General features: G+C 62.9%; 29 protein-coding genes. 19 read left to right on the top strand and 10 right to left on the bottom strand.

Going from position 1 to position 26030, the window contains the following annotated elements:
• Window positions 1-208: 208 nt before the first annotated feature.
• Window positions 209-3379: a CheR family methyltransferase gene (locus tag FJ974_RS10805; protein WP_140531704.1), complete on the top strand. Its 3171-nt coding sequence runs from the start codon at window positions 209-211 to the stop codon at window positions 3377-3379.
• Window positions 3380-3382: 3 nt separating this feature from the next.
• On the opposite strand, the gene FJ974_RS10810 is transcribed toward FJ974_RS10805, so the two are convergent.
• Window positions 3383-3721, bottom strand: a complete 339-nt coding sequence (locus FJ974_RS10810; protein ID WP_181177045.1) for a response regulator — start codon at window positions 3719-3721, stop codon at window positions 3383-3385.
• A 1046-nt stretch (window positions 3722-4767) separates the two neighbouring features.
• Between FJ974_RS10810 and FJ974_RS10815 the strand changes: the two genes are divergently transcribed.
• From FJ974_RS10815 to FJ974_RS10870, 12 genes are all read left to right on the top strand, one after another.
• Window positions 4768-5094, top strand: a complete 327-nt coding sequence (locus FJ974_RS10815) for a DUF736 domain-containing protein (RefSeq protein ID WP_140531698.1) — start codon at window positions 4768-4770, stop codon at window positions 5092-5094.
• Window positions 5095-5286: 192 nt separating this feature from the next.
• Entirely contained in the window at window positions 5287-5547 is a 261-nt protein-coding gene (locus FJ974_RS10820; RefSeq protein WP_140531695.1) for a DNA -binding domain-containing protein, read from the top strand.
• A 123-nt stretch (window positions 5548-5670) separates the two neighbouring features.
• Window positions 5671-5982 carry a transcriptional regulator domain-containing protein gene (locus tag FJ974_RS10825; protein ID WP_226891554.1) on the top strand — a complete coding sequence of 104 codons (312 nt, stop codon included), beginning with the start codon at window positions 5671-5673 and terminating at the stop codon, window positions 5980-5982.
• Complete coding sequence (locus tag FJ974_RS10830) at window positions 5891-6436, top strand: DUF2285 domain-containing protein (protein WP_226891555.1); 546 nt, start codon at window positions 5891-5893, stop codon at window positions 6434-6436. Before FJ974_RS10825 ends, FJ974_RS10830 begins: the two co-directional genes overlap by 92 nt.
• 127 nt (window positions 6437-6563) lie before the next feature.
• On the top strand, window positions 6564-6845 hold the full coding sequence (locus FJ974_RS10835; protein ID WP_140531689.1) for a helix-turn-helix transcriptional regulator: 282 nt from the start codon (window positions 6564-6566) through the stop codon (window positions 6843-6845).
• 84 nt (window positions 6846-6929) lie between these two features.
• Window positions 6930-7448: a DUF2840 domain-containing protein gene (locus tag FJ974_RS10840; RefSeq protein ID WP_140531686.1), complete on the top strand. Its 519-nt coding sequence runs from the start codon at window positions 6930-6932 to the stop codon at window positions 7446-7448.
• On the top strand, window positions 7445-7987 hold the full coding sequence (locus tag FJ974_RS10845; RefSeq protein ID WP_140531683.1) for a S26 family signal peptidase: 543 nt from the start codon (window positions 7445-7447) through the stop codon (window positions 7985-7987). Before FJ974_RS10840 ends, FJ974_RS10845 begins: the two co-directional genes overlap by 4 nt.
• Window positions 7988-8056: 69 nt before the next feature.
• Complete coding sequence (locus FJ974_RS10850; protein WP_140531680.1) at window positions 8057-8392, top strand: DUF736 domain-containing protein; 336 nt, start codon at window positions 8057-8059, stop codon at window positions 8390-8392.
• Window positions 8393-8395: 3 nt separating this feature from the next.
• A complete protein-coding gene (locus tag FJ974_RS10855; protein WP_140531677.1) occupies window positions 8396-9169 on the top strand; it encodes a lytic transglycosylase domain-containing protein in 774 nt (257 codons plus the stop codon).
• 243 nt (window positions 9170-9412) lie between these two features.
• The gene (locus tag FJ974_RS10860; protein WP_140531675.1) at window positions 9413-11167 is read left to right on the top strand and encodes a relaxase/mobilization nuclease domain-containing protein; all 1755 of its coding nucleotides are present in this window, start codon (window positions 9413-9415) and stop codon (window positions 11165-11167) included.
• Window positions 11168-11189: 22 nt separating this feature from the next.
• Window positions 11190-13178 carry a conjugal transfer protein TraG gene (locus FJ974_RS10865; RefSeq protein WP_140531672.1) on the top strand — a complete coding sequence of 663 codons (1989 nt, stop codon included), beginning with the start codon at window positions 11190-11192 and terminating at the stop codon, window positions 13176-13178.
• A gap of 5 nt (window positions 13179-13183) precedes the next feature.
• On the top strand, window positions 13184-13624 hold the full coding sequence (locus tag FJ974_RS10870) for a CopG family transcriptional regulator (RefSeq protein ID WP_140531669.1): 441 nt from the start codon (window positions 13184-13186) through the stop codon (window positions 13622-13624).
• A 110-nt stretch (window positions 13625-13734) separates the two neighbouring features.
• Here the strand turns inward: FJ974_RS10870 and FJ974_RS10875 are convergent, their stop codons facing one another.
• Together FJ974_RS10875 and FJ974_RS10880 are read right to left on the bottom strand one after the other, a co-directional pair.
• A complete protein-coding gene (locus FJ974_RS10875; RefSeq protein ID WP_140531667.1) occupies window positions 13735-15045 on the bottom strand; it encodes a type II toxin-antitoxin system HipA family toxin in 1311 nt (436 codons plus the stop codon).
• Window positions 15045-15299: a helix-turn-helix domain-containing protein gene (locus FJ974_RS10880; RefSeq protein ID WP_140531664.1), complete on the bottom strand. Its 255-nt coding sequence runs from the start codon at window positions 15297-15299 to the stop codon at window positions 15045-15047. Before FJ974_RS10880 ends, FJ974_RS10875 begins: the two co-directional genes overlap by 1 nt.
• A 333-nt stretch (window positions 15300-15632) precedes the next feature.
• Here FJ974_RS10880 and trbB point away from each other — a divergent pair, with 333 nt between their 5' ends.
• From trbB to trbE, 4 genes are read left to right on the top strand one after another with little or no spacing between them, the layout of a single operon-like run.
• On the top strand, window positions 15633-16616 hold the full coding sequence (gene trbB / locus FJ974_RS10885) for a P-type conjugative transfer ATPase TrbB (RefSeq protein ID WP_140531661.1): 984 nt from the start codon (window positions 15633-15635) through the stop codon (window positions 16614-16616).
• A complete protein-coding gene (locus FJ974_RS10890) occupies window positions 16613-16945 on the top strand; it encodes a TrbC/VirB2 family protein (protein ID WP_140531659.1) in 333 nt (110 codons plus the stop codon). Before trbB ends, FJ974_RS10890 begins: the two co-directional genes overlap by 4 nt.
• Window positions 16945-17226: a VirB3 family type IV secretion system protein gene (locus FJ974_RS10895; RefSeq protein ID WP_140531656.1), complete on the top strand. Its 282-nt coding sequence runs from the start codon at window positions 16945-16947 to the stop codon at window positions 17224-17226. The genes FJ974_RS10890 and FJ974_RS10895 overlap by 1 nt, the downstream gene beginning before the upstream one ends.
• A gap of 9 nt (window positions 17227-17235) precedes the next feature.
• Window positions 17236-19014: a conjugal transfer protein TrbE gene (gene trbE / locus FJ974_RS10900; protein WP_226891556.1), complete on the top strand. Its 1779-nt coding sequence runs from the start codon at window positions 17236-17238 to the stop codon at window positions 19012-19014.
• Here trbE and FJ974_RS10905 read toward each other — a convergent pair.
• The 3 genes from FJ974_RS10905 to FJ974_RS10915 form a co-directional block, all read right to left on the bottom strand.
• Window positions 18929-19459 (bottom strand): SOS response-associated peptidase, encoded by a 531-nt coding sequence (locus FJ974_RS10905; protein WP_140531654.1) that lies wholly within the window; start codon window positions 19457-19459, stop codon window positions 18929-18931. The two genes, trbE and FJ974_RS10905, sit on opposite strands and share 86 nt — an antisense overlap.
• Window positions 19460-19606: 147 nt before the next feature.
• Window positions 19607-19792, bottom strand: a complete 186-nt coding sequence (locus tag FJ974_RS10910; protein ID WP_140531651.1) for a hypothetical protein — start codon at window positions 19790-19792, stop codon at window positions 19607-19609.
• Between the two features lie 39 nt (window positions 19793-19831).
• Window positions 19832-20566: a hypothetical protein gene (locus tag FJ974_RS10915; protein ID WP_226891557.1), complete on the bottom strand. Its 735-nt coding sequence runs from the start codon at window positions 20564-20566 to the stop codon at window positions 19832-19834.
• A gap of 111 nt (window positions 20567-20677) precedes the next feature.
• On the opposite strand from FJ974_RS10915, the gene FJ974_RS10920 reads away from it, so the two are divergent.
• On the top strand, window positions 20678-20995 hold the full coding sequence (locus tag FJ974_RS10920; RefSeq protein WP_140531646.1) for a hypothetical protein: 318 nt from the start codon (window positions 20678-20680) through the stop codon (window positions 20993-20995).
• A 678-nt stretch (window positions 20996-21673) separates the two neighbouring features.
• Here the strand turns inward: FJ974_RS10920 and FJ974_RS10925 are convergent.
• The 4 genes from FJ974_RS10925 to FJ974_RS10940 all read right to left on the bottom strand — a co-directional run bounded on the left by FJ974_RS10925 (window position 21674) and on the right by FJ974_RS10940 (window position 25015).
• On the bottom strand, window positions 21674-21991 hold the full coding sequence (locus tag FJ974_RS10925; RefSeq protein ID WP_140531643.1) for a YMGG-like glycine zipper-containing protein: 318 nt from the start codon (window positions 21989-21991) through the stop codon (window positions 21674-21676).
• Between the two features lie 181 nt (window positions 21992-22172).
• Entirely contained in the window at window positions 22173-22436 is a 264-nt protein-coding gene (locus FJ974_RS10930) for a type II toxin-antitoxin system HicB family antitoxin (RefSeq protein WP_140531640.1), read from the bottom strand.
• 614 nt (window positions 22437-23050) lie between these two features.
• Complete coding sequence (locus tag FJ974_RS10935; protein ID WP_140531638.1) at window positions 23051-23869, bottom strand: SDR family NAD(P)-dependent oxidoreductase; 819 nt, start codon at window positions 23867-23869, stop codon at window positions 23051-23053.
• A gap of 474 nt (window positions 23870-24343) precedes the next feature.
• Complete coding sequence (locus tag FJ974_RS10940; RefSeq protein ID WP_140531635.1) at window positions 24344-25015, bottom strand: DUF1236 domain-containing protein; 672 nt, start codon at window positions 25013-25015, stop codon at window positions 24344-24346.
• 288 nt (window positions 25016-25303) lie between these two features.
• Here FJ974_RS10940 and FJ974_RS10945 point away from each other — a divergent pair, with 288 nt between their 5' ends.
• Window positions 25304-26029 carry a GntR family transcriptional regulator gene (locus tag FJ974_RS10945; protein WP_140531632.1) on the top strand — a complete coding sequence of 242 codons (726 nt, stop codon included), beginning with the start codon at window positions 25304-25306 and terminating at the stop codon, window positions 26027-26029.
• Window position 26030 lies beyond the last annotated feature (1 nt).

The raw sequence follows: 26030 nt of genomic DNA on the forward strand, positions 1-26030 counted from the left end.
TTCGTGCCCACCTCTACGTCACATCGTCCTTTGCCCAGCCCGCCCGCGGGGCGACTGTTTCCCAGTCCGGGAGACAGTCTTCGCCGCAGAAACGCCATCCGCGCGCCGCGCGCGAGCTGCTGGCCCGACAGCCGCTGTCGGGACGGGGGTCGCGGCCGAAGGGAAATATCTATAGGCTGGAAACGACGCCACCAAGGACGGCAAGAACATGGCAGGGGCACCACCCAACGACGGCGATAGGCCTGCCGACGATAACGCTGAAGCGAAAGCGAAGAACAACACGCCCCCCATCGTGGGTATCGGGTCATCGGCCGGAGGCGTGGCCGCTCTGCAGAAGCTTGTCAGCAACATACCGGCGGACAGCGGCATCGCCTGGGTGCTTATCCAGCACATGGCGCCGGATCGGCCGAGCGAACTCGCGAGCATTCTTGCGCGCAAGGCAGAGTTACCAGTGGAGGAGGTTACGCACGACACGCACATCGAGGCTAACAAGATCTATCTGATCGCGCCGGGGCAAGTGATGACGATCCGCGAGGGCGTGCTACGCCCCGCGCAGGACGGCGACCCACTCGCGCGGCGCACCAGCATCGACGCCTTCCTTGTCTCGCTCGCCGAGGATCAGGGGGAGCATAGCGGCTGCGCCCTTCTGTCAGGGGCGGGCACCGATGGGACTCTCGGCCTCAAGGCGGTGAAGGAGGCGGGCGGGCTGACCCTGACCCAGACGCTTCAGACGGCCGAATACGACAGCATGCTGCTGAGCGCCACGCGCACCGGCCTCGTCGACCGCGAGGCCGACGTCGCCGACATGCCCGGGCTCTTCGCCGACTTCCTCGTACGGCGGATGCCTATCACGCGCGATGTCGAGGTCGCAGATGGCGAGAGGCGCGAGATCTGCGACGTGCTTCGCCGCGCCACCGGCCACGATTTCACCGACTACAAGTCGAGCACGATCGACCGGCGCATCCGCCGGCGAATGCAGATGCAGGGCATCGACACGATGTCCGCGTATGTCGACCTGATGCGCGACGACCGGCGGGAGCCCGAGCGCCTGTTCCGCGATCTGCTGATCGGCGTTACCCAATTCTTCCGCGATACCGACTGGTTCGCGGCGCTGGCCGCGAAGGTACTCGGCCCGATGATGGAGGAAAAGACCGAGGACGACGAGGTGCGCGTCTGGGTTCCGGGTTGCGCCACGGGCGAGGAGGCCTACAGCTTGGCGATCCTGTTTCAGGAGACCCGGGCGCAGATGGAGAGCCCGCCGGAGGTGAAAATCTTCGGCAGCGATATCGACGAGGCCGCCCTGCATTTCGCCCGTATCGGCCGCTATCCGCACAGCATCGCCGCCGATGTCAACGAGGAGCGGCTGGAGCGGTTCTTCGAGAAGGAGGATGGCCACTACACCATCCGTCCGCAACTGCGCGAGATGTGCCTGTTCGCCCAGCACAATCTTCTGCGCGACCCACCGTTCTCGCGCATTGACCTGCTCTCATGCCGGAACGTGCTGATCTACATGAACCCGGGATTGCAGAAGCGGCTAATGCCGGTGTTCCATTACGCGCTCCGGCCCGGTGGCTTCCTGTTCCTCGGCCCTGCCGAGAACGCGGGGCATGACAAGCTCTTCGGTGAGTTCGACCGGAAGCACCGCATCTTCCGCCGGTTGGGCGAGACCGCGCGGCTGCCCGAGTTTCCTATCGCCGGCGGCGACGGCAAGAATCGTCAGCAGATGCAACGGCAGGACGGCGCCACGAAACCTGCCGTAAGCGATCCGGCATTCCGTACTGCGCAAAAACTGCTTGAGCGCTACACGCCGGCCTATGTCATAGTCGATGGCGACTTCGAGATCCTCGATGCTTCGACGGGCACCGGCGCCTTCCTCGAACTGCCGCGCGGCCGGCCGAAGGCGAATCTGGCCGCGATGGCGCGCACCGAACTGGCCGTGGACATCAAGGCGGCCGTCGCGAAGGTGCTGACCTCGGGCGAGCGGCTCGTGCGCGATGATCTGATCGTAGGCCATGACGAAGAGCGCCGCTACCTTACTCTGATCGTGGAGCCCCTGACCCGGGCCGACGCGAGCGAGCGCCGTTGTCTCGTCGTCTTTCAGGCAGGAGCCGCCGCGATGGCGGAGACCACCGAGCGGGCAAGGCAGCGAGGCGGCGACGAGGAACTCGTACGCGCGCTGGAGCTGGAGCTTCAGACGACGAAGGAACGGCTGCAGAGCACGCTGGAGGAGTTGGAAACCTCGAACGAGGAACTTCGCACCTCGAACGAGGAACTCTCGTCGGTAAACGAAGAACTGCAGTCCTCCAATGAGGAACTGGAAACCTCGAAGGAGGAACTGCAGTCGATCAATGAGGAGCTTCGCACGGTCAACAACGAGCTTTCGACGCGGGTTGAGGAGCTGAGCCGCGCCAACAGCGATCTGAAGAACCTTTTCTCCAACACCCGCATAGCGATGCTCTTTCTTGATGCCGAGTTCCGCATCCGCAATTTCACGCCGCCGGCCAAGCCGCTCTTCCGGTTGCGCGACCACGACATGGGGCGGCCACTGGACGAACTCGCCGGCGGCGTCGACCTCGGCCCCCTGAAGCAGCAGGTGGCGGAAGTCATCCGCAGCGGGGAGCAGATCGAGAAGGAGGTCGAGGTGCGAAACGGTGAGCCCCAGACGCTGATCATGCGCATGCTGCCCTATCGCGGCGAGAACGACGTGATTCAGGGTGCCGTTCTCACATTCATCGACATCACCGAGCACAAGCGGTCTGAAGAGCGGCTCTCAGACATGGTGTCCGAGCTGAACCATCGGGTGAAGAACAACCTGGCCAGTGTGCAGTCCATGATCCGTCAGGCGGCCAAACACACAGAGACGAAGGACGAGCTACACAAGGTGCTCACGGGCCAGCTACACGCAACGGCCGCATCGCACGACATCCTCTCGCGCGGCGACTGGAAGAGCGCCAGGCTGCGTGACCTCGTCGGCGCCGTCTTGTCCCCCTTCGTCGGCGAGGGGCTCGACGGGCTGAGCATCCAAGGACCCGAGGTCCATCTGACGCCGCAGGTCGTGGTCGCGCTCGGGCTGATCCTGCATGAGCTCGCCACGAACGCGTCGAAGTACGGCGCGTGGTCCACCGGGACGGGACGGGTTTCGTTGAACTGGACTCGAGTCACGACCGACGGCGACGAGATGAGGATCGAATGGGCGGAAAGCGGCGGCCCGCCCGTTGCGCCGCCCCAGAGCAATGGTTTCGGCCTCAAGTTCGTCTCGCGGTCTACCCAGCACGAACTTCGCGGCACCTGCGACCATCAGTTTCCCTCCGCCGGCTACCGCTGCGTCATAGTCGCGCCTGCAAAAGCCATGTTGATGGATCGCGATGAAAATCGCTGAGGCTCATCGCCGCGCGAGACCGAGCGCGTCGAGTGCAGCAAAGAGCGCGACCTCAGTGAGCGGCTTGTGCAGAACCTGACACTGTTTGAAGCGCTCGGGCACCTCCATCGTCGAATAACCCGTCGCGATTACAAAGGGAACGCCATGCTCATGAAGCAGATCGGCGACCGGCCAGACGCGCTCACCGCCGAGGTTCACGTCGAGGACCGCGCCGTCGAGGTCGTTCTGCCGCACTGCCAACAGCCCTGCCTCGACGTTGGAAACCGGCCCGACAGGCACGCAGCCGCACTCGCCGACCATGTACTCGACATCCATTGCGATGAGGACGTCATCCTCGATCACGAGGATTCGTGGCTTTCGGTTTTCAATTGGACGCACGTCCCGTGGCCCCCAAAGGAACGTAACCGCTTCGCCACGAGAAAGTTCCGACGTTCGTGTGGTCAGCCGTCGCTTCCAGGAACTGCTGGTGGCGACGTCGAAAACCGACCGGCAGCAGTCTAGAGCCAACTTGGGTCTGCACATAGCTTTCGAAGTAAAGGATTGAGCATGTTCGGTGGCTTCACCTGGAGAACGTCGGACCCGGTCCGTCTCCTCCGCCGGAGAACCCGCAAGCCAGGAGCTACGCGATAAGCCAGGTCCGGTTTCTCAATACCGCCAGCAAGACGAGACCGTCTGGACTCGGCCCCAATCCAGAGTTCCAATAGGTCATTGTCTGGCGACCACTTCCGGAAGTTGCGGCCAATGTCGGCATGGGCCCACCGAACTAAAGCAACTTTCGCACCCAGCGACGCGGGTGAAATTAGGTGCGGACCCAGACGGCGGAGCAAGTGTACAAGACACGCCGATAACAACTGAGTCGCCGCTTATCGTCGATATGCTGATGACGGGCGGGTGGTATCGCGTGAGTTTGCCTAGATACCGATTGGCCCATCCATTCGAGCCGCGAAGGACCGACGACATCTGCAGTGCCAGACGAAGTACGTGGCTACCGGGCGTTCACTATATGGCTCCAGTTCGGCGCTACGCATATGCGAGATCAAGACGAGAAACCTTCCCTTTGCGCAGAGCGCCTCTTGCGGGGCACCACGAGGCACCGGCCGCAACGGTCTCCTCGATCCGCGTGGCGAGCGCACCGATGCGGTCTCATCGATTGGTGTTTCTGTCCGAAGGGCGGCTTCGCCTCGACCGCCAGTGACGCAACGGCGCGACGCGACTTTCTTCCCCTGACGGCTGCGCCGTCATTCCTCGCGGCACAACAAAGTCGCTCTCGCGCCGTCCTCCGCTTCGCTGCGGCCCTTAGGTGCGCCGGCGGTTCGCCTCCGGCCTTGCGAGCACCATCGAGACCGCAATGGTGCGGCTCGTAACAGACAGGATCAAGGAGAACTACCATGGCTAACATCGGCACCTTCAAGAAGTCCGGCAACAACGAGTTCACTGGCGAAATCGTCACCCTCAGCGTCCAGGCCCGCGGCGTCCGCATCGTCCCCGAAACCCGCGCAAACGGCGAGAACGCCCCGAGCCACCGGGTCTTCGTCGGCCGAGCAGAGATCGGCGCCGCGTGGGCTAAGCAGTCGAACGAGGGCCGCAACTATCTGGGCCTCAAACTCGACGATCCGAGCTTTACCGCCCCGATCTTCGCCAACCTCTTCGACGACGAAGACGGCGAGGGCTACAGCCTGATCTGGTCCCGCCCGAACCGCCGCAATGCTGAGTAAGACAGCACAAAGAAGTCCCGCCCGGTCATCCGGGCGGGACACGGCGTAGTCAACAAAAGCTCCATCTCCCTGGCGCGCAGTAGCCTCACGGGGGCGATGCTCGGTCCGCATCGTGTGATGCCGCCAAGCCTCCTGCGCTAACGGCGTTACACCGCTAAAATTTGGCGTCACATCTCGAAGGGGAGGCAGCCCATGATTGAGCCGTTTGACGAAAGCGCCCCGACCGGCGACGAACTGACTGATTATGATCGCAGTCATATCAAGCTCTACATGCGCTTGTTTGACGCGGACGCAGACGGCGCCGATTGGCGCGAGGTGGTCAAGATCCTGTTCGGAATTGATCCAACAAAGGAGCCCCAGCGTGCCCGAAGCGTCCACGACAGCCATCTGGCGCGGGCACGCTGGATGACGCGCACCGGCTACCGCCATCTTCTGCACAAGAGCAACGATTAGCAGCGTAGCTTTGCGGGTGATGCCGAAAGAGCATCACCCGATGCCTGCGCTTTGGCTTCCGCCAATCGCCAGAGTTCGGAATCGATTCGAGCACAACTTGCAGTTTCGCAAGGGAGCCATTGGATGAAACCGAACACGTCGCGTTGGCGGGACGCCAACAGCTACGATTTCTTTGACAGCTTGCCAATCGAAGGTCTCGCCTGGGAGTGTCTGCGGCGCTCCGGTTCCTACCAGAAGTATTATCTGGCGCTTATGGCCGCCGGAACCGAGGAGACACCGTTCCCGCCGCAAGCACAGCGGCTCTGGGGGTTGCGATTTCCCGGCCAGACCCGATCTGTCGGCATTGACGCAAGACGTTCTCTGGTCACCGCTGGCCGATCCGGCCGTCCTGACCCTGATGCCTTCTCCGGATTTCCTGTCATCCGAGCCGTTTGAAGGTGCGGCGGGGCTCGGCCCGCACCACGAGGGTCCGCAAGGATATCATGCTGTTTATCGCGGTGATATCGCCTCGCAGCTTCTCCTTCTCCCCGGCAGCAAAGCGAGCCCTTCACTCGCCGCCCTGATCCCGCTGGATTCCCAGACGCTGGGGCGGGTTGAAGCTCTGCTCCGTTTCTGGCGCGGCTATCATAAACGACCTGTGCCGCCTGATACGCGAATGACGGTTCAGCAGAGGCGCCGCCTGCGCCTTATGCTGCGGGCCGCGGACGGCCGCACAAACCGCGCCAGTTATCGGGATATCGCCACCGCGTTTTTTGGGACGGAGCGTGTCGCTTCCAATCCGTGGAAAACCTCCTCTCTGCGCGACACTGTGATCGGGCTCGCCAGAGGAGGCGCAGCCATGATCGGCGGCGGTTATCTGGAACTGTTGCGCCACCGCCGCCGCTCCTAAGCGGACCGGGTGGTAATTTTAGCCCCCTAATCTTCCCCATCCCCTGCGACGCTGCCTTTCCGCCACCGTGATCTTAGCCCGCCGCTCAACGCCGGTGGTTCACCAAAGCTCCACGGAGGCCCGAAAGATGCGACCAGATCTAGCCGTTTTGCCCCCGCGCTTCCTGCGCACCAAGGAAGCCGCCGAATTTCTCAGCCTGTCAGCTCGCACGCTCGAGAAGCATAGGACGTACGGCACCGGTCCTGCCTATCGCAAACTCGGTGGCCGTGTCGTCTACGCCGTTGACGATCTTCAGGCCTGGGCCGAGCGCGGGGCCGTGACCTCGACCTCGGATCCGCGCGGCTCCGTGCTGCCTGCTAAGCGCCATTTTCCGGCGCCTCCAACCCACACCGCACGGTATGGGCGCTGAGCTGCAGAACATCTGCGCAGCGTCATCGGCAGAGCCACAGCGTGCAAGGCAGTTGCGCTCGGCCGCAAGTTCAAGAGGCAGAAAATGGCCATCATCGTTGACTTTCCCTCCGGCGGATCGTCGCTCGGCGCGATCCAGGACGAAGGCCTCACGCATGTCGAGTTGACGTGGGTCGAGAAGAGGATCGAATACTGGATCCGTTTCGGTTCGGTGGCTCGGGAGAAGATACTCGACCGACGCCGGCGCATTGTTTCCTTTCGTCCAGGCACTGCTTTCGCCTTCGTCCGCTGGGCGGCGAACGACTTCGGCACAATCATCTCGCGCCTCGATATCGTACGCGCAGTTGCTCAGGGCACCGCCCATCAGACACTGCCTTTCGTGCGCCCTGGTGGTGATATCCTGCTTAAGGTCGAAGGCTGGCCCAAGGTCGAGCGGGTGCTGCAGGTGATCGATGCCGTCGAGCAACTCGGCATCGATCCGGAAGCAGTATCGCCGGATCACTGGCGGCATATCCACAACCGGATGGCGGCTGGCCAGGATGCTCGCGCCTACACGCTCGACCTTCATCGGGCCTACCTTCTGCGCCGGCAGGTTCAGCCATGACACGGCCCGCAATTCTGCTCGCCACGGCGCTGACCACCATGGGCCTGCTCTGGCCGCGTTTTATCGCCTTGCCGCCGAAGCTGGTCTGGAATGCTTCGGCCAGCGCTCCGATTGGCCTCTACCGGATCGATGGCGAGCCATTTTCGGCGAACGATATGGTCGCCGTCGAGCCGCCAGAACCGCTCGCGACCTTGCTCGCCGACCGAGGCTACCTGCCGAAGGGTGTGCTGCTGCTCAAGCACATCCTCGCCCTTTCCGGTCAAACCGTCTGTCGGCATAAGCTCACCATTTCAGTCGATGGCAATGAAGTCGGCGCAGCGCTCGAACACGATCGGGCCGGTCGCGATCTGCCGAGCTGGCAGGGGTGCAGACGCATCCCCGTCGGCGCCGTTTTCCTGATGAACCGCCAGGTCCGGGACAGCCTCGACGGCCGCTATTTCGGCCTCGTCTCAACCGATCGCATCATCGGCCGCGCCGTCCCGCTGTGGACTGACGAGCAGGGCGACGGCCGCTTCGAATGGCGCGCACGAACGCGGTGAGCGCGCCAGCGGTAGCCCATTCGTGCTGCCCTCATTCATTACCGCGGACCTCAGTGAAGGAGATACGACATGCCCCAGATCGGAGAATTCATACGCAGCCAAACCGGCTATTCGGGGCGCATCCGGACGCTCAGCCTTGATCTCGATGTCGCGATCGTCGCGGCCGAAGCGAGTGATACGGAAAATGCTCCCGACTATCGCGTGCACGCTGGCAGCGAAGACGGCCCGGCGATCGGGGCCGGGTGGAAACGCTCAGGCGAAAAGGCCGGCGCGTTCGTAGCACTCCAGATAGACGATCCGACCTTCGTGCAGCCAATCCGCGCCAATTTGTTCCAGAACGGCGACGACAAGGCGTCCTGGTCTCTGCAGTGGTCGCGTCCACGTGACCGCGCCGAGAAGGACTAAGTGATGTCCGCGCGCCGTCGGTTGACGCACCATTCGGGGCCGCCAGCCTTGCGTTGCCCCGCCACACGGCCGGCTCTCGCATTGCTTCGCGGGCTCTGCCTCACATGCGTTGTTCCTGCGATCGCACTGGCGCAGAACCCGACAGTCGTCACGCCGTCGGCGCGCAATTCCTACGAGTCTCATATCGCTGAAGCGGCTAGGCGCTTCCGCCTTCCGGCGGCCTGGATCCGCGCCGTTCTCGGCGTCGAGAGCGCCGGCGATCTGCGCGCCACCTCGCGCAAGGGCGCCATGGGCCTCATGCAGATTGTGCCCGAAACCTGGTCCGATCTGCGCCTGCGGTACCGCCTCGGCGGCGATCCTTACGATCCGCACGACAACATCATCGCGGGTTCGGCCTATATCCGCGAGTTGCTTGATCGCTACGGATCGCCCGGCTGGATTGCCGCCTACAATGCCGGTCCCGGACGCTATGAGATGTCGTTGCAGGGGCGGCGACTGCCTCACGAAACGCGCGCCTATGTCGCCGCCGTTGCATCCGCCATCGTCAACGATGGCACGATGAACGCCATCAGCCCGGCAGTATCCGCACGGCTTGGCTGGAAGCACGCACCGCTCTTTTTCGCGCAGCCGAACGGCGGTCCAGCCGGCGATTTGGTGCAGCAGGGACGTCCGCGCGACGACGCCTCAAGGTCCCTGATAGCCGACGAAGCGCTTGGTGCAGTACCCCGGCCAGATGGCCTGTTCGTGCCCAAGGCGAGCGACAGGTCCACGCCATGAGCCGTCGCGGTGCATTTTCCATCATCTCGTACTCCAGCGTGCCGTGGCGTTGGGAGGGGATGGGCGCAGGCAAAACGACCGGGGGACGGCAGGATAAAAGGGCGCACATTGCGCGCGGGTCGGTTGGTCGGTTTTGTCCGGCTTCCCGCCGCACTTCGCACCTTGCGGGGCTTTGGCGCAATGTGCACCGAAGGCCCGAAGCCCTGTATCCGCGTCCTTCCATCCACATTGCAGGACCGCGTCATGGCCGATGAGCGCGAGTTTCGGGTACGGCCTGGCCGCATTCGCTCGACCCGTGCCCAGCAGGCACGACCCTTCGTCGCCCAAGCATTGGCGGCGGCGAAGAAGGCTGGTGGTGGCATCGCACGCTCGGGCCGGATCATTGCCGGCAATCGCTCCCGCTTTGGCCATGGCCAGCGAGCCAGCATCCAGGCCAATCGACTCATCACGTCGCGGTCGCGCGGCGCCGTCGTCAAGGCTCGCGTCGTTCGTCATTCCGTACGTGGAACTCCACTCTCCACACATCTCAGCTATCTGCGTCGCCAGGGCGTGACCCGGGACGGAGAGAAGGCGCGGTTGTTCGGGCCGGGGAGGGAGGAGGTCGATGGCGCGGTCTTCGCGGCGCGAACCGAGGACGACCGGCATCATTTCCGTTTCATCGTCTCGCCGGACGATGCCCTCGAGATGGCGGATCTCAGGTCGTTCACGCGCGATCTCGTCGGCCGGATGGAGAAGGATCTTGGCACACGGCTCGAGTGGGCGGCGGTCGATCACTGGAACACCGAGCATCCGCATGTTCACCTGATCGTGCGCGGGGTGCGCGACGACGGCGAGGACCTTGTCATTGCGCGCGACTACATCAAGGAAGGGATGCGCGACCGGGCGCGCGATCTGATTACCCAGCAACTGGGACCGCGAACCGATCTCGACATCCGCCGCTCCCTCGAAAGCCAGATCCAGCCCGAACGTTGGACGCAGCTCGACCGTCAGTTGCTTCGCGACAGCCGCGCCACCGGCATCATCGACCTCGCGCCAGGTCCCCACAGGCAGCCGGATGAGTATCGCGCGCTGAAGCTCGGCCGCCTACGCAAGCTCGAAGCACTTGGCCTCGCTGATCAGGTCGGGCCAGGCCAATGGGTAATCGACGACAAGGCCGAAGGCACGCTGCGCGAGCTCGGCGAGCGCGGCGACATCATAAAACGAATGCACCGTGCACTGACCGAGCGAGGCATCGAGCGCAGCTCAGCCAGCTATGTTCTGGCCGCGGAGAGCCTCGATACGCCCGTTGTCGGCAGGCTGGTCGATCGCGGGCTCGAAGATGAGTTGGGCGGCACGGCCTATGCCATTGTCGACGGGATCGACGGACGCACCCATCACATCAAACTTTCCGATCTTGAAGCGGCCGGTGACAGCGCGCCGGGATCGATCGTCGAGCTGCGCAAATTCCATGATGTGCGCGGCCAACGTCGGGTCGCGCTCGCAGTGCGTTCCGATCTCGGCGTGGAGGAACAGGTTTCGGCATCTGGTGCGACCTGGCTCGACCGCCAGGCCATCGCTCGCAACCCCGCCACGCTGTCCGAAGGGGGCTTCGGCGCCGAGGTTCGTGACGCGCTGAGCCGGCGGGCCGAGTATCTGGTCGATCAAGGACTGGCAGAGCGGCAGGGCAGCCGGATCGTCTTCGCCCGCAACCTGCTCGACACGCTTCGCCGCCGCGAACTGGAGGTGGTTGGCGATAAACTCGCAGCCGAAACCGGACGACCCTTCAACCATGTAGCCAGCGGCGACTATGTGGCTGGCGCCTATCGCCAGCGTTTATCGCTCGCCTCCGGCCGTTTCGCCATGATCGAGGTCATAAGTGGGGATGGGGGGCTTGGTTTCCAGCTCGTTCCCTGGACGCCCTCTCTCGAAAAGCATCTCGGTCAGCACGTCTCCGGCGTCGCTCGTGGAGACGGCGGCATCGACTGGAACTTTGCCCGCAAGCGCGGGCTCGGTCTGTGACAGCACGTGAAAGGATCATGCCATGTCCGCCACGAAAATCCTCTGGGGTCAGATCCTCACCGTCTTCCTGATTGTCCTGTTGACGACCTGGATGGCGACGCAATGGACCGCATGGCGGCTGGGCTTCCAGCCTCAGCTCGGCCCGCCCTGGTTCGAACTCGCCGGTGTGCCCGTCTACTATCCGCCCGCCTTGTTCTGGTGGTGGTATTTCTACGACGCCTATGCACCCGGTGTATTCGTGGAAGGCGGACTGGTCGCGATGTCAGGCGGTTTCCTGTCGATCGTCGTTGCAATCGGCATGTCGGTGTGGCGGGCGCGCGAACTCAAGAACGTCCACACCTATGGCTCGGCGCGATGGGCCGGGAAGAAGGAGGTGGAGGCCGCCGGTCTGCTCGGCGCCGACGGCGTGGTGCTCGGGCGCTATGAGCGCCACTACCTTCGCCACGACGGCCCTGAGCACGTGCTGTGCTTCGCGCCGACCCGATCCGGCAAGGGCGTCGGACTGGTGGTGCCGTCGCTGCTTACCTGGCCGGGCTCAGCAATCGTCCATGACATCAAGGGCGAGAACTGGCAGCTCACCGCGGGGTTTCGTGCGCAGCATGGCCGCGTTCTGCTGTTCGATCCGACCAATTCGAAATCGTCAGCCTACAATCCCCTGCTCGAAGTCCGCCGCGGCGAATGGGAGGTCCGCGATGTCCAGAACATCGCCGACATTCTGGTGGACCCGGAGGGAAGCCTGGAGAAGCGGAACCACTGGGAAAAGACCAGCCACGCGCTTCTTGTTGGCGCAATCCTCCATGTCCTCTATGCCGGGGAGGACAAGACGCTGGCCGGCGTCGCCGCCTTCCTCTCCGACCCGAAGCGGCCGATCGAGTCGACGCTGGCTTCAATGATGAAGACCGCGCATCTCGGCGAAGCCGGTGCGCATCCGGTCATCGCAAGTGCTGCGCGCGAACTGCTCAACAAGTCCGACAACGAACGCTCGGGCGTGCTCTCGACAGCAATGTCCTTTCTCGGCCTTTATCGGGATCCCGTCGTCGCCGAGGTAACCCGGAGCTGCGATTGGCGCATCGCCGACATCGTCGGCGGGAAACGACCGACAACGCTTTATCTCGTTGTGCCGCCCTCGGATATCAATCGGACCAAACCGCTCATTCGCCTTATCCTCAACCAGATCGGGCGTCGCCTGACCGAGGACCTGAACACAAACACGAACCGCCGCCGCTTGCTGCTCATGCTGGACGAGTTTCCGGCTCTGGGCCGCCTCGACTTTTTCGAGTCCGCCCTGGCCTTCATGGCAGGTTATGGGCTGAAGAGCTTTCTCATCGCGCAGTCGCTGAACCAAATCGAGAAAGCCTATGGCCCGAACAACTCGATCCTCGACAACTGCCATGTGCGCGTAAGCTTCGCCACGAACGATGAACGGACCGCCAAACGAGTGTCCGATGCGCTGGGCACCGCAACCGAGATGCGGGCGATGAAGAACTATGCCGGCCACCGGCTCTCGCCGTGGCTGGGGCACCTCATGGTGTCGCGGCAAGAGACAGCGCGCCAGTTGCTGACCCCCGGCGAGATCATGCAGCTTCCACCGGCCGACGAGATCGTGATGGTGGCGGGGTTGCCGCCGATCAGGGCGAAGAAAGCGCGCTACTACGAGGATGTCCGTTTTCGCGATCGTCTCCTGCCGCCTCCCGAGCCGGCCCGATCGCAAAATGTCGATCTGGACGACTGGAGCCACCTGCCGGTCCTAGCTCGGGCCGAACTCAACGAAACGTCAGGCGCGCCGCGGCAGGACGATGAGGATGCGACTGAATCGGAGCGCCGGTTGCAACCGGAACTCAGCCGTGCCCGGCCAGTCGAGAAGACGGCGCCGATCGACAACGAGTTCGAGATCGATCCGGCCGATGATGCCGACGATGATGCCGCGATCGGCAATCGTCGCCTGGCACGCCTCATGCAAGGCGTGGCGCGACAGGTTTCCCTCGACCCTGATGACGGCATGGAGTTGTAGGTGCCATGACCAGCCGCAAGAAGAAGGCCCAGATTTCCGTCTATCTCGATCAAGCCGTCATGAAGATGCTAGCCGACTATGCGGGGCGGCGCGATCAGTCCCAATCGATGATCGCCGAGGCTGCGATCGCTTCGTTCCTTTCGCCGGATGCCGATGAACGTCGCGAGGCGGCGATTGCCAAACGCCTCGACCAGGTCGATCGCCGATTGACCCGGCAGGAGCGGGACATTGGCATCGCGGTCGAGACCCTGGCTGTGTTCGTCCGCTTCTGGCTCGCGACCACGCCTGCCCTGCCGGAGCCGGCCGCACACGCCGCGCGCGCCAAGGCGGCCGAACGCTACGAACGCTTCGTCACGGCGCTGGGACGGCGCCTGGCGAAGGGGCCGAAGCTGCGGCAGGAGATTTCGGAAGATATCGATCCGGACGCCGAGAAGAGACAGCCCTAGCAGCGGCACCGAGATTCTTGCCGATACCCGAGTGCATGTGGCTTGCGCTGATGACGTCGAATGCCCGATCCGGTAGCCTGGATTCTTGTCCGGCCGTCCTTCGAGTTTGATCAGTGCGTCTCGGTGAGAAGCATCGCGCGCCTGGTTATTGCCGACCTGGCCGACTCGACGAGGGGCGCGGGAAACTGACGCGGCAACGAAGAAATCACGACCTCGACCCGCCTCTCGGCATTTGCGGCGATGTCTTCGAAAATTCTGCGCATGACAGGTGTGCCCACCCCGGCAATCTCAGCGGTCTGCATGAAGTGACGCGGCATGACCTCATGTACAGAATAGTGCCGGCTCTTGCCGACCGACATTGCCAGCTTGAATTTCTTGCGGGGAATCTGTCCAGCATCAAGGCTGGGCTGCGCACTAAGTACATCATAGAGCGGCGTCATCCGAAACCGCCCACCGGGCGCGAGAAAAATGCTGAAATTCTTGGCGTGGCCATCGGTCGCGCCGATCAGCCAGAATACGATGCATGCACGCAGAAAGATCGCTATGTCGTCTTCGGGCCTGTCACTGCCCTTCAGAAGCTCGATGATCTCCCGCATTCCGGGACCGCCCTCTGACTGGTATTTGCGTGTTGGCGGGACCGACAATGCTTGACACATATCCTCCTGCGGCAGGCGCAGGAGACGGCCGTCCCTGGCCCACAAACGGTCGAACCGCTCGATGATCAGCGTGCGGCGCTCCCCGAAATCGGCGATCTCCGTCTTGGCGGCGGGAACGCCGAACGCCTCGATCAGCTTAAGGCACAGATATTCGTTCTCAACGCTATTGGAGAGATCGATGCCGTTCGGCAACCTGCCGATCTGCGGTTTCAGGATGTGGGTGGTCGCCGCCGTGCCGAGCGGCTTGAACCAGCGTCCGTCCTTGCGTAGCAGCGCCGTCTTTTCCTGGGCGCCGGCGATCGAGATGCGGAAATCCTCGTCCTCACCGAGGCCGAGAGGAGCGGCCGCGAGGTTTTCGATTATTTCCGCGATGCCCTTTTTGCTGACCGGCTTGCCGTCGCTGCTGCCCGGATTGCCAGGATCGATACCGTCAGGCAAGAACTGCAGCGCTCCGACGCAATCATGGCCGAGTACGGCAAGCAGGCTGTAGGCATCGGTGCCAGCTGCGCCGACGCGTTCGGCAACCCGGTTGCGGATAGCTTCATTGTCAGGAAGCAGGTTGTCGAAGACGTTGATCACCGGCGCGCCGATATAGCGGTCCTCCCGCAAAGGAAGCGAGAGGGAGACCGGGAAAGTGCTTTGCCAGTCCAGCCATTCACGGGCGTATTGGAAGTCTACGGCGCCGGTTGATTGCCTGCGCAGCACGCCCACAAGGCGCCCGTTCAGGAAGACGTTGAGCGGTGTGTGAGCCGGCCGCCGCGCCATCAGAACAGGTCCTCGATCTCCGTGGCGTTGCTTTTGCTGCGCGGGCGAACGACAAGCTCAAGGTCGAGGGCGGAGAGGGCAGCCATCAACGTACTGAGCTGCACCGCCGGCTCGCCGGCTTCAAGGCGAGACACCGTGGCCTGGCGCAGGTGGATTTGATTGCCAAGCGTCTCTTGCGTGAGGTCGGCCTGCCTGCGGACGCGACGCAGGATGGCACCGAGTTGCTTTTCGTTGCGGGCGATCTGGTCGGTCATGACAAGCCTCCGGAATTTTGTATACGCATTCGCGTATGATTTGTCAATATACGCGATCGCGTATATACGACAGATATACGCAAACGCGTATAATTAAACGAAATACGCGATCGCGTATGACGTCCACCACTGAAATCCCCAATCCAATGGAAAGGCCCTAAGCGCGCCCGTGCCGTTCCCGGGGCCGAGCAGGCGCGGCACCGTCCTTCTCCTGTATTTGCACGCCAGACTACTACGCCATGATAAAGCTGTTGCAGCAGCCCAAAATACCATTCTCTTAATCATCCCCGACCGGGGACCGCATGAATTGTTCCCGACCGAAACGGGGACGAGATGGCCGCTTCACACAACAGCACCGAAGGACGAGCGCGCAGTTCGCGCATGCTGCGCACAGCATTTGGCTCCGCCATCACCCGCTTCCTGGACGATCCTGCCATTGTCGAGGTGATGCTGAACCCCGACGGTCGCATTTGGGTTGACCGCCTCGTGGAAGGGCTGGCCGAGACGGGGGACACGCTCTCAGCCGCCGACGGCGAGCGCATCGTGCGCCTGGTCGCGCACCATGTCGGCACGGAAGTGCATTCGCGGTCTCCGCGCGTCTCGGCCGAGTTGCCGGATACCGGCGAACGCTTCGAAGGGCTGTTGCCGCCCGTCGTAGCGGCACCAGCCTTCGCGATCCGAAAACCCGCCGTGGCCGTGTTCAGGATCGACGACTACGTCGCCGCCGGCATCATGACCACCAGCCAGGCAGCGACATTGCGCGCCGCCGTCGCCGCCCGTGCAAACATCCTCGTCGCCGGCGGCACATCGACCGGCAAGACGACGCTGACCAATGCTCTGCTCGCCGAAGTGGAGAAAAGTGCGGATCGGATCGTCATGATCGAAGATACGCGCGAACTGCAATGTGCGGCGCCCAACCTTGTCGCCATGCGGACCAAGGATGGCATCGCCACTCTTTCCGACCTGGTCCGCTCCTCGCTGCGTCTGCGGCCCGACCGCATTCCGATCGGCGAGGTCCGCGGTCCCGAGGCCCTGGACCTTCTGAAGGCATGGGGCACCGGACATCCCGGCGGCATCGGCACCATCCACGCGGGATCCGGGATCGGCGCCCTGCGTCGCCTCGAGCAACTGATCCAGGAAGCTGTCGTCACCGTTCCGCGCGCGCTGATTGCGGAAACCATCGACCTCGTCGCTGTTCTGTCCGGACGCGGTTCCGCGCGTCGGCTCACCGAACTCAGCCGCGTCGAAGGGCTCGGCCCCGACGGCGATTATCGCACTTCCCAAGCCACCTCAGACACCACAGGAGAAAATTCATGATCGCCGCTATCTCGCGAGCCTGCCGCCATATCGCTGCCGCAGCCACGACCGTTGCTCTTTCTCTCATGGTTGCTCATCCGGCCCATGCGGCCGGCTCTTCCATGCCTTGGGAGCAGCCGCTGGAGAAGATCCTCCAGTCGATAGAAGGCCCGGTCTCCAAGATCGTTGCGGTCATTATCATCATCGTGACCGGCCTGACGCTTGCTTTCGGCGACACTTCAGGTGGCTTCCGGCGGCTGATCCAGATCGTCTTCGGTCTGTCGATTGCCTTCGCGGCGTCAAGCTTCTTCCTGTCGTTCTTCTCGTTCGGCGGCGGGGCACTGATCTGATGATCACCGTATTCGAACAACTCGACGCGGTGCCGGGCTTCACCGTTCCCGTCCACAGGGCACTGACCGAGCATATCCTGCTTGGCGGCGCACCGCGCTCCGTCGCCATCCTCAACGGCACGCTCGCCAGCGCGGTAGGCCTTGGGCTGCGCCTCTGGCTGGTGGGGCTCCTCATCTGGGCTCTCGGGCATTTCACAGCGGTGTGGGCCGCCAGACGCGATCCGCTTTTCGTGGAAGTCGTTCGCCGGCATCTGCGCATTCCCGGTCATTTGTCGGTTTGAGGCGCGGCCATGATGAACCTTGCCGAATTTCGCCGCACCGCCAACCGCCTTGCCGACTATCTGCCCTGGGCCGCGCTCGTGGCGCCCGGCATCGTGCTCAACAAGGATGGGAGCTTCCAGCGCACCGCAGAGTTTCGCGGACCCGACCTCGATTCGGCCGTCGCGGCCGAACTGGTCGCCGTGGCTTCGCGCATCAACAACGCGTTGCGCCGCCTCGGCTCGGGGTGGAGCATCTTCGTCGAGGCGCAGCGGCATGAAGCGTCGACCTATCCGCAGAGCCAGTTTCCCGATCCGGCCTCCGGCCTGGTCGATGCCGAACGCAAAGCCGACTTCGAGCAGCAAGGCATCCATTTCATATCGAGCTACTTCCTCACCTTCCTCTATCTGCCGCCGGCTGAGGATACCGCACGCGTGGAGGGATGGCTCTATGAGGGGCGCGAACAATCCGGTGTAGACCCTCATCAGACCGTGCGCGCCTTCATCGACCGCACCGAGCGCGTGCTCTCCCTTCTCGACGGCTTCATGCCGGAGTGCCGGTGGCTCGATGACGGCGAGACGCTGACCTATCTGCACTCAACCGTTTCGACCAAACGCCATCGCGTGCGCGTTCCCGAGACACCGATCTATCTCGACGCGCTGCTGGCGGACCAGCCGCTGACCGGTGGACTGGAGCCGCGCCTCGGCGACCAGCATCTGCGCATGCTCACCATCGTCGGCTTTCCGACCGCGACAACGCCAGGCCTTCTCGATGACCTCAACCGGCTCGCCTTTCCCTATCGATGGACGACGCGTGCGATCCTGCTCGACAAGATCGACGCCGCGAAGCTGTTGACGAAAATCCGGCGGCAATGGTTTGCCAAGCGCAAGTCGATCGCGGCGATCCTGAAGGAGGTCATGACCAACGAGGTGTCGGTGCTCGTGGACACTGACGCCGCCAACAAGGCGGCCGACACCGATATGGCCTTGCAGGAACTTGGCGCCGACGTGTCGGGCATGGCCTATGTCACGGCGACCATCACGGTCTGGGACGCCGATCCGCGCCTGGCGCAGGAGAAACTGCGACTCGTCGAGAAAGTCATCCAGGGCCGCGACTTCACGGCAATGATCGAAACGGTCAACGCCGTCGACGCCTGGTTGGGCTCGTTGCCCGGACATGCCTACGCCAATGTCCGCCAGCCGCCCATCTCGACGCTCAATCTTGCCCACATGATTCCCCTCTCTGCCGTGTGGGCGGGGCCGGAACGGGACGAGCATCTCGGTAGTCCTCCCTTGCTTTACGGCAAGACCGAAGGCTCGACCCCGTTCCGGTTGTCCCTTCATGTCGGCGACGTCGGCCACACCCTCGTGGTCGGCCCCACGGGCGCCGGCAAGTCGGTTCTGCTTGCATTGATGGCCTTGCAGTTCCGCCGCTATGCGCGCTCGCAGGTCTTTGCCTTCGACTTCGGCGGCTCGATCCGTGCAGCGGCACTTTCGATGGGCGGAGACTGGCACGATCTCGGGGGCGGGCTCACCGATAGCGCGCAAGCATCCGTCTCGCTCCAGCCTCTCGCGCGCATCAACGACACTTATGAGCGCGCCTGGGCAGCCGATTGGCTGATGGCGATCCTCGCGCGCGAAGGCGTCCTGATCACTCCGGATGCCAAGGAACATATCTGGACCGCGCTGACGTCGCTCGCCTCGGCACCCGTCGAGGAGCGCACCATCACTGGCCTGAGTGTGCTCTTGCAGGCCAACGATCTGAAGCAGGCTCTGCGGCCTTACTGCGTCGGCGGCCCCTATGGCCGATAATCGTGCAGCTGGTGACATCAAGGTTCGAATTGTAGGCCCATAGACCAGCGAACGAGAACGGTGCGTGGCCGGGCTGGAAGATGTGCCAGGGGTCTCTGCCTTTGTCGGCCGGAGAGATGGTCCACTCGTAATAGCCGTCGGCGGGAATGAGGCAACGTTTCGATTTGAAGGCGTCCCGAAAGGCCGGCGTGGTGTCCACCGTCTCGATACGCGCATTGAACGTGGCAGCCTTGGGCATTTCCTTCGCCCAGAATGGAACCAGCCACCAACGGCCGTTCCGAAGCTTGTGATTGCCGTCGTCGCCTGCCGTGATGAAAGGCACTTCTTCGGTCGGAGCGATGTTGTAGCGCGGCGCATCGTTGCGGCCGATCTCCGCCGGCGCCGTCAGCCTATAGAGGCGGTGTATCTCAGACCAGGAGAGGTATCTCGTGTATCGACCGCACATGATCCAACCTTAGCTCGCAGGGCCTCCGGCACGCTGAGTGGCCCAAAGTCCAGAATTCGCTCGCACGCGCCCTTGCGCCGCCAGACGCCGCGTGCGCGCCCGTTCTCCCTATCGCGCTTCGGATCGAACACGACGCCGCCGAAGTGGTCAAGGAACGCCTTTGCCGCCGGGCGAAGCACTGCAGGCGGCATTGCTGTTTGCGTTTTCCCAGATCGCAATCACCGCCCTGGTCCGGCACGACAGGCCACGCCCTTCAAGGACGCGCCTGATCGGCGTGAAGTTGCGATCGGTGCAGATGTCGTCGCGCTGGGCGACCTGGTTGTGGCCACTCATGCTCGATGATCGATGGCGCCGGGATGCCACGGCTGCGCCTTACCATGCCTGCGGCAGAAAACTGTCGGCCTGAAGGCGCATAGCCGCCAGCGTCAGGGCAATGGCGGTGTTGGCCGGCGGCTTCTCCATATGCTGATAGCCGCTAGCACAGCGCCATGCAGCCACGCTCGTATCGTCGGCGTCTGCATCGCGTCTCGGCTCGATGATGCGGGCGTCGCAAGGGCTCTGGTCGATCTCGATCTTCCAGCCTTGCAGCGACTTCCGGGTGATTTCGGCGACCTCGGCCAGATTGGCAGTGAGATAGGGCAGGCCTATTTCGGCTGCTTCTTCTGGCGTGCCCGGTTCGTTGACCCAACCCATGACATAGCAGATGTCAATATCGAGCTGCCGGTCGGGACCGGTGGCCGTTTCCAGTCGTTCTATGATTTCCCGGTATCGTCGCTGTCTGTCTGGCCAAGTCGTCAGATTGGCGGTTTTCACCTTTGGTTCGACCGGTCCAATGCCCAAGGCCCTGCGCCTGACTATCTTGTCTTCGGGCCAGCCGGCACAGCATGCTTCGCAGCCGGCGCGCTCGGCGTCGAACCAGACCTTGGCTGCCGCCCGCTGCTCTTCGGTAGGCTCTTTGACTTTTGGAAGTCCGTCCGTCTCCCAAAGGTCGACCGCAAACATGGCGCTCACAGCGTCCTCGATAGATACTCCAGATCGTGCAAAAACTGCCTCCGCAGCGGCAACGCCGCGGGAAAGTTCTTCCCAAATCGCGTTCTCAATGGCCAATCGAAGTGGCATTTCCGCCTCCTGTGGCTGTCCTGCCAGTAGTGAACAAAAAGAGAACTCCGGAGTCAAGGTCCTCTTGACCAGGCAGGAATAGGTTCCTCATTTTAGCGTATGCCGGAACAACCCGAGAAGTGGCCGCGAGGTGTTGCCTGGACCCTGACGCACGCCCATGATGCAGGGCAGGTGGCCGGCATCCAGTGCGGCCGCTGCAACCTCAAACGCTTTTACAAGCCGCTCGAGCTGCGCGAGGTGATCGGCAACGTCACGATCGATGAGGTGAGGGAAAAGGTTCGCTGCCAGAAGTGCGGAAGCCGAGAGTGGATGGACGCCGAGCTATTTCACCCATCGGGCGAACAGGCCCTTTCAATCAGATATCGGCGGCTGGTGCAGATCCGGTGGGAGAAGCGCGTCATCTGGCGGGATGAATGACAGCAGACGTCCCGAAAGGGGCGGAGTTTGGGGTAGCCCAAGAGGCGCTGGCCGAGGCGGGCTCAGGTCCGCCGCCGACCCTGCGCGCCCACTCAATTGGAAGTCGGAGGCTTCATGCTTGCAGATTGATGCACCGGAAGGCGCCCAGCAAAAAGCCGCTGATAAACCGGCGAAGCGACGAGCTTTCGAAAGCGCGGCGCCTGGTCAATCCCGACTCCGCCGGGGTGGAGTTCCGCCGCGACGGGAATATGCTGAAGTTAGTGGCGGGTTTTTGACCGGGGGACAGCCAGCCATATCCCCGCAAAGAGCTCCGGCCATCGATTTCAGCAAAAAAATCAGCCGTTCAGGACGCCACCCGTCCTTCGGCGATATTCGCGGATGACGAACCACTGAGCATCGCCATGACGATCGCTCTCGCGCCGGCGGAGCAGCATTGAGGGAACGCTATAGGCGAGAGTGACGAACTGGATGCTATTGGTGGGGCATTCGGCTGCTCGGACTGGACCGCAAGACTAGCCAACTGGAAGCGCCGACATGGGACTGCCACCGTCGCCGGTATAGCGGGCGGCAACAGAGGCCTGCCCGCACAAATCCTCTTATTCCGCAAAGCGGATAAAAGAACGACAGCGCGAAGGAGCCGGTGCAGAACGCGCCGGTCTCCCGCTGTTCGGAATTCAATCAATAATTGCCGTTGTAGTACCGGTCGTCGCATGGCGCGGTGTAGATGCGGCCGTAGCGGTCCTGGTAACGACAGAGCTGGTCGCCCCGGCGCTGCGGCGTGGTGGCGCTGCCGACGACGGCGCCGAGCAGCGCACCGCTCGCCGCGCCAATCACCGTGCTCTTTGTGTTGCCGCCGATCGCCTGGCCGACCAGCGCGCCACCGGCGCCGCCGAGCAATGCGCCGGTGGTTGCCCGCTGCTGGCCTTCGGTCTGCGTCTCGCATCCGGCGAGCGCCGCAGTCATGAAAACCGCGATAATGGCCTTCTTGATAAACATCACTCGAACTCCTCTGAAGCCCCGGGGACTGACAGACAGGGCGAACGAAGCCCGAGTGCGGTCGCATTACGGCGGAACAGCGGCACGCAGGCTCACGAAATGAGTCAAGGTTTCCCAGCTGTTGAAGGCCATGGTTGCCAAAGGGGAAAGACGGTTCTTCCGGCGGTAACCAATCTCGCCTTTAGCGGGTCTTCAACGGAACCAGGAGAGTCGTGAGGGCGCTGTGGTCGCTGCTTGCCAGCACCTGATCGAGCGAGGAGGGCTCCGGAACGGCCTCGCCATCCTCCAAGATTCCGGCGACGTGAAGCGCAAGTGCCTGCTTAGCGAGCCTACGCGCTTCGTCTATGGTTGGAGCGGCCGTAACGACGCCCGGAAAGTCGGGAAAAGACAACAGGCGTGTTAACGATTCATGATTTTGCCCTGTCCAAACGAATAAGTTTGCCATGGCGGCGCGGGCCGAGTTGTGAATCGGCGGTTTCCTTTAGTGATTCGCAACGCAGGGGACGCCTTCAGGTCGCGCTGTTACTTGGGAAAACCAGCATCCCTTGCTACCCGATCTGTTCTAAAAAACGGACGACCGATTTGCGCCTCCATGCTCGTCATTCAACGTGACGTCGCCGGTCATCCAAAGCGGACGCTGCAGGCTTGGGTGGCAGGTCGCGATTGCGGAGACTTCAATTTTCGCCAATGATGTTCGACGGAGATCAAACTAAGCAGGAAAGCCGCCCCTCAAGATTCCCCCCGGCTCTCGCGATAAATCAGCTCATCGAGCAGCGGCCGCTGCCGCCAGTCGCGACAGTACCCTTCTCGGCATCGAGCATCATTTGCTCCCGACAGCGCTGTTGGCAAGCGCAACACCGTCCGCGCGGGGGTGCTCAATATCGCTTGACCAGTCCTGTGACTCCAGTTCGCCTAGATCGCGCGCCTTCCCGGTTTCCCAGTGGAATCGATGCGCGACCCATCCCCGACGCAGCATTGGGCGCGTCGCCTACCTCCGCGGCGCTCCGGACACCAGACCGGCAGAGCATAGGCTTTCGAGTCGCTGCGCCGCAAGGCGCTTCAGCCGCCCTTTCGGTAGCGGGGCGAAAGCTCGCTGCCGCGTCCGCTGCCGAAGAGGGTCCTTCGAGCCTCCAGTTCATCGTCCAGCAGGCCGCGATCGTCCAGTGCCGGAACGCAGACGACGTCATCGAGCTCAAGGCCGGCCAGAGAAGCCTGGACGACGGCCTCCGGCTCCATGATCGGCACGTTCGGCCGCAGGACCGGCTTGCCGTCGACGTCGTGGAATTCGGTGCGGACGACACCCGGGCACAGGGCTTGCACCTTCACTCCGGTCCCGGCGAGTTCGCTGGCAAGGGTCTCGCTGAAGGCATTGACGAACGCCTTCGTCGCCGCATAGACGGCCCGTTTGGGCAGAAACGCGTTGTCCAGCCCAGCACTGAATGCCAGCATCGAGGACACGTTGATGATCGCGCCCGACCGGCGCCCAAGCATCGCCGGCAGGACCGCCCGGCTGAGGCGCATGACGGCTGTCACCTGAACCGAGATTTCGGCCTCACCGACAGCCGGATCCAGCTCGACGAAGGGCATATAGGTCTGGAATCCGGCGTTGTTGACCAGCATCTCCACGTCGCCCACCCGTGCTCGCCTTTCGACCTCGCTCAAGCCCTCTGGTTTGGACAGGTCCGCCACGAGGATCTCGCAGTCCGCGCCGAGCGCCTCGAGTTCTTCGGCGAGACCACGCAGCCGCTCCTCCCGGCGGGCAACGAGGACCAGATCGTAGCCATCGGCCGCAAGCCGTTTTGCGAAGGTCCGCCCGATGCCCGAGGAAGCTCCCGTTACCAGCGCGCGTGCGCGCGTCACCCGATCCGTCGACACCATGGATGGCTCTCCCGACAGAAATCTCGAGGCGGCACTATGATCGGGGCTGCGAGGACAATCAAGCCGCAGTCCGAATCTCGGATGCTTGATTCCAATGTGTTGATGACCTTGCCGACATTCGGAGGCTCATCCGTAGGCGATCGGTTTCGCGCCTGATGTCGACCGTTCCGAGGCTTCCGGCTGTTCCCTGAACCAGACATCGGGTGTGCCGCGCTGTGGCCTGCTGTAGTGATCCAAAACGCTCCCATCTGCAGCCGCCGACGCTCTTGTGAATAATGAACAAGGCCTCCTTGCCGGAAAGCTGCGCGCCCCGCCCCGGAGCGCTGCCTCCAGTGCCGTCAATCAGATTGGTCCAATACGGTGAACGGGCGCTTGCTATCTACAGCCGAGCCAATTGTCTTGCGGCCAACAGCCCGCCTCGGCTTGACCGCCGGGCAACTCGCCCGACGGTCCGTGTTCATGCCGATCGTCACCTCAGCCTTCAACATAGACGATGCGGCGCGTTGATGGCTCAACCAGCACCGGGCGGTTGTTCACGTACACATATCGATACCGGTAGTTCGGGATCTTCTGTAGGGCCACCGTGTCAGGCAGCGTCGCGCCGGTCACAACCTTACCTTGAAGGTAAACAGGCTTGACCCGATGCGCACTGATGTAAGTGCGCACCTGTTCGGGCGGATTGATCACGGTGCCGGCTGCGCCGCCGCCGACGACCCCCGCCGCGCCGCCCACAGCAGCGCCAACCGGCCCTCCGATAATGGCGCCGGCGATCGCTCCGGTAGCGCCGCCGGCGACGGCTCCGGCATTGCCGCCTTGATTGCGAGGAGGTTTCACGACCGCGATGCCGGAATCGGCCGGCCGCTCGGTTAGGATCACCCGATTGCCGCCGAATTCTGCGGTGACGTAGTCGGAATAGACCCAGCCTTGGCCACCGGCCTCGGCGATGGTGCACCATTTGGAGTTTTGCAGGCAGCCGTTCAGTGTGGCCGTCTGGCCCGCCCGCAGCACGCCAATGACCGGATACTGTGAGCCCGGACCGGCGCGAACGTTAAGGTTTGTAGCGGCGGATACGGGAGTGTCAGCAAAAGCTGCGCCAGACAGCGCGACAAGCGCGCCTGTTACAACGGGTAACAAAAGCCTTTTCATCGTTCTCTCTCCGTTTCATGGTTCCCTCAGAGCCAAAAACGAGGAACAACCATGTGCGTTCCGGCTAAAATTCCGCGTGCTTGTATTAAGGCATGCATTCGCGACGACATAGGCTGAACATCGCAGCCTAAAATTTGAGTAATTCCGATGCAGTGTTGACGCCTCAACGCGTCCGGCATTTTACGCCGCCTTTTTTTAGCGCTCAAACCACCCAAGAAATCGCATTGACGGGAAGGCAAATGAGCGTTATTGAACAGGATTATACAAGTATATTGGACAGGTTCACATATGGCTCGATCTCCATTTCCCCTGTCGCCTGGCGTTGCGAAGCCGGAGAAGATCGCGACCGTTCTCGAAAAGGAAATTCGCTCCGGCGTTCTGGGCTTTGGCGACCGTCTGCAGAGCGAGAACGAGCTGGTGCAGCGCTTCTCCGTCAGCCGCAACACGGTGCGCAAGGGATTGGAGGAGCTTTCCAATCGCGGCCTCATCACGACCCGCGTCGGCATCGGCTCATTCGTCACCTTCGACGGAAAGAGGGTTGACGATTCTATCGGCTGGTCAAGGGCGTTGGCCAATGCCGGAGCGAACGCCGAGACGCGCACGCTACGACTGGAGGTCATCGAGGATGCTGAATTGGCTGCGAAGCTGGGTATAAACAACCCAGCTTTCATCGCTGTCGACCGCGTGCGCAGCAATGCCGCTGACGGTCATGCAATCTCTATAGAACGCAGCCGCATGCCTCTGTCCCCGGAGTTGGAGGAAGTCCCGCTCAAGGGTCTGCGCGAGGGCTCTCTTCACCAGACACTGCGCAGCGCTGGTCTGGTGCCCGATCACGGCGAGGAGTGGGTCGATATCGAGATGTTGAGCGGTGAGGACGCCGCGGTCCTCAATTGTCCACCGGGCACGCCGTTCCTTCGTGGCCGGCGACTAACGCGGGCCGCCGACGGCCGGCCGATCGAATATGTCGTCAGCCTACTCAATCCCCAGCACTTCGCCCTGCATCTGGAGTTTTGAG

The sequence above is a fragment of the Mesorhizobium sp. B1-1-8 genome, from assembly GCF_006442795.2.
Taxonomy (GTDB): Bacteria; Pseudomonadota; Alphaproteobacteria; order Rhizobiales; family Rhizobiaceae; genus Mesorhizobium.

What these genes read in the sequence shown, in the direction of transcription:
- FJ974_RS10825 (WP_226891554.1), top strand. Translation starts at nt 5,671, where the DNA reads ATGAAACCGAACACGTCGCGTTGGCGGGACGCCAACAGCTACGATTTC.
- FJ974_RS10890 (WP_140531659.1), top strand. Translation starts at nt 16,613, where the DNA reads ATGATCGCCGCTATCTCGCGAGCCTGCCGCCATATCGCTGCCGCAGCC.
- FJ974_RS10850 (WP_140531680.1), top strand. Translation starts at nt 8,057, where the DNA reads ATGCCCCAGATCGGAGAATTCATACGCAGCCAAACCGGCTATTCGGGG.
- FJ974_RS10870 (WP_140531669.1), top strand. Translation starts at nt 13,184, where the DNA reads ATGACCAGCCGCAAGAAGAAGGCCCAGATTTCCGTCTATCTCGATCAA.
- FJ974_RS10855 (WP_140531677.1), top strand. Translation starts at nt 8,396, where the DNA reads ATGTCCGCGCGCCGTCGGTTGACGCACCATTCGGGGCCGCCAGCCTTG.
- FJ974_RS10845 (WP_140531683.1), top strand. Translation starts at nt 7,445, where the DNA reads ATGACACGGCCCGCAATTCTGCTCGCCACGGCGCTGACCACCATGGGC.
- trbE (WP_226891556.1), top strand. Translation starts at nt 17,236, where the DNA reads ATGATGAACCTTGCCGAATTTCGCCGCACCGCCAACCGCCTTGCCGAC.
- FJ974_RS10860 (WP_140531675.1), top strand. Translation starts at nt 9,413, where the DNA reads ATGGCCGATGAGCGCGAGTTTCGGGTACGGCCTGGCCGCATTCGCTCG.
- FJ974_RS10905 (WP_140531654.1), bottom strand. Translation starts at nt 19,459, where the DNA reads ATGTGCGGTCGATACACGAGATACCTCTCCTGGTCTGAGATACACCGC.
- trbB (WP_140531661.1), top strand. Translation starts at nt 15,633, where the DNA reads ATGGCCGCTTCACACAACAGCACCGAAGGACGAGCGCGCAGTTCGCGC.
- FJ974_RS10805 (WP_140531704.1), top strand. Translation starts at nt 209, where the DNA reads ATGGCAGGGGCACCACCCAACGACGGCGATAGGCCTGCCGACGATAAC.
- FJ974_RS10895 (WP_140531656.1), top strand. Translation starts at nt 16,945, where the DNA reads ATGATCACCGTATTCGAACAACTCGACGCGGTGCCGGGCTTCACCGTT.
- FJ974_RS10945 (WP_140531632.1), top strand. Translation starts at nt 25,304, where the DNA reads ATGGCTCGATCTCCATTTCCCCTGTCGCCTGGCGTTGCGAAGCCGGAG.
- FJ974_RS10935 (WP_140531638.1), bottom strand. Translation starts at nt 23,869, where the DNA reads ATGGTGTCGACGGATCGGGTGACGCGCGCACGCGCGCTGGTAACGGGA.
- FJ974_RS10940 (WP_140531635.1), bottom strand. Translation starts at nt 25,015, where the DNA reads ATGAAAAGGCTTTTGTTACCCGTTGTAACAGGCGCGCTTGTCGCGCTG.
- FJ974_RS10920 (WP_140531646.1), top strand. Translation starts at nt 20,678, where the DNA reads ATGCCGGAACAACCCGAGAAGTGGCCGCGAGGTGTTGCCTGGACCCTG.
- FJ974_RS10930 (WP_140531640.1), bottom strand. Translation starts at nt 22,436, where the DNA reads ATGGCAAACTTATTCGTTTGGACAGGGCAAAATCATGAATCGTTAACA.
- FJ974_RS10820 (WP_140531695.1), top strand. Translation starts at nt 5,287, where the DNA reads ATGATTGAGCCGTTTGACGAAAGCGCCCCGACCGGCGACGAACTGACT.
- FJ974_RS10925 (WP_140531643.1), bottom strand. Translation starts at nt 21,991, where the DNA reads ATGTTTATCAAGAAGGCCATTATCGCGGTTTTCATGACTGCGGCGCTC.
- FJ974_RS10835 (WP_140531689.1), top strand. Translation starts at nt 6,564, where the DNA reads ATGCGACCAGATCTAGCCGTTTTGCCCCCGCGCTTCCTGCGCACCAAG.
- FJ974_RS10840 (WP_140531686.1), top strand. Translation starts at nt 6,930, where the DNA reads ATGGCCATCATCGTTGACTTTCCCTCCGGCGGATCGTCGCTCGGCGCG.
- FJ974_RS10815 (WP_140531698.1), top strand. Translation starts at nt 4,768, where the DNA reads ATGGCTAACATCGGCACCTTCAAGAAGTCCGGCAACAACGAGTTCACT.
- FJ974_RS10865 (WP_140531672.1), top strand. Translation starts at nt 11,190, where the DNA reads ATGTCCGCCACGAAAATCCTCTGGGGTCAGATCCTCACCGTCTTCCTG.
- FJ974_RS10880 (WP_140531664.1), bottom strand. Translation starts at nt 15,299, where the DNA reads ATGACCGACCAGATCGCCCGCAACGAAAAGCAACTCGGTGCCATCCTG.
- FJ974_RS10875 (WP_140531667.1), bottom strand. Translation starts at nt 15,045, where the DNA reads ATGGCGCGGCGGCCGGCTCACACACCGCTCAACGTCTTCCTGAACGGG.
- FJ974_RS10910 (WP_140531651.1), bottom strand. Translation starts at nt 19,792, where the DNA reads ATGAGTGGCCACAACCAGGTCGCCCAGCGCGACGACATCTGCACCGAT.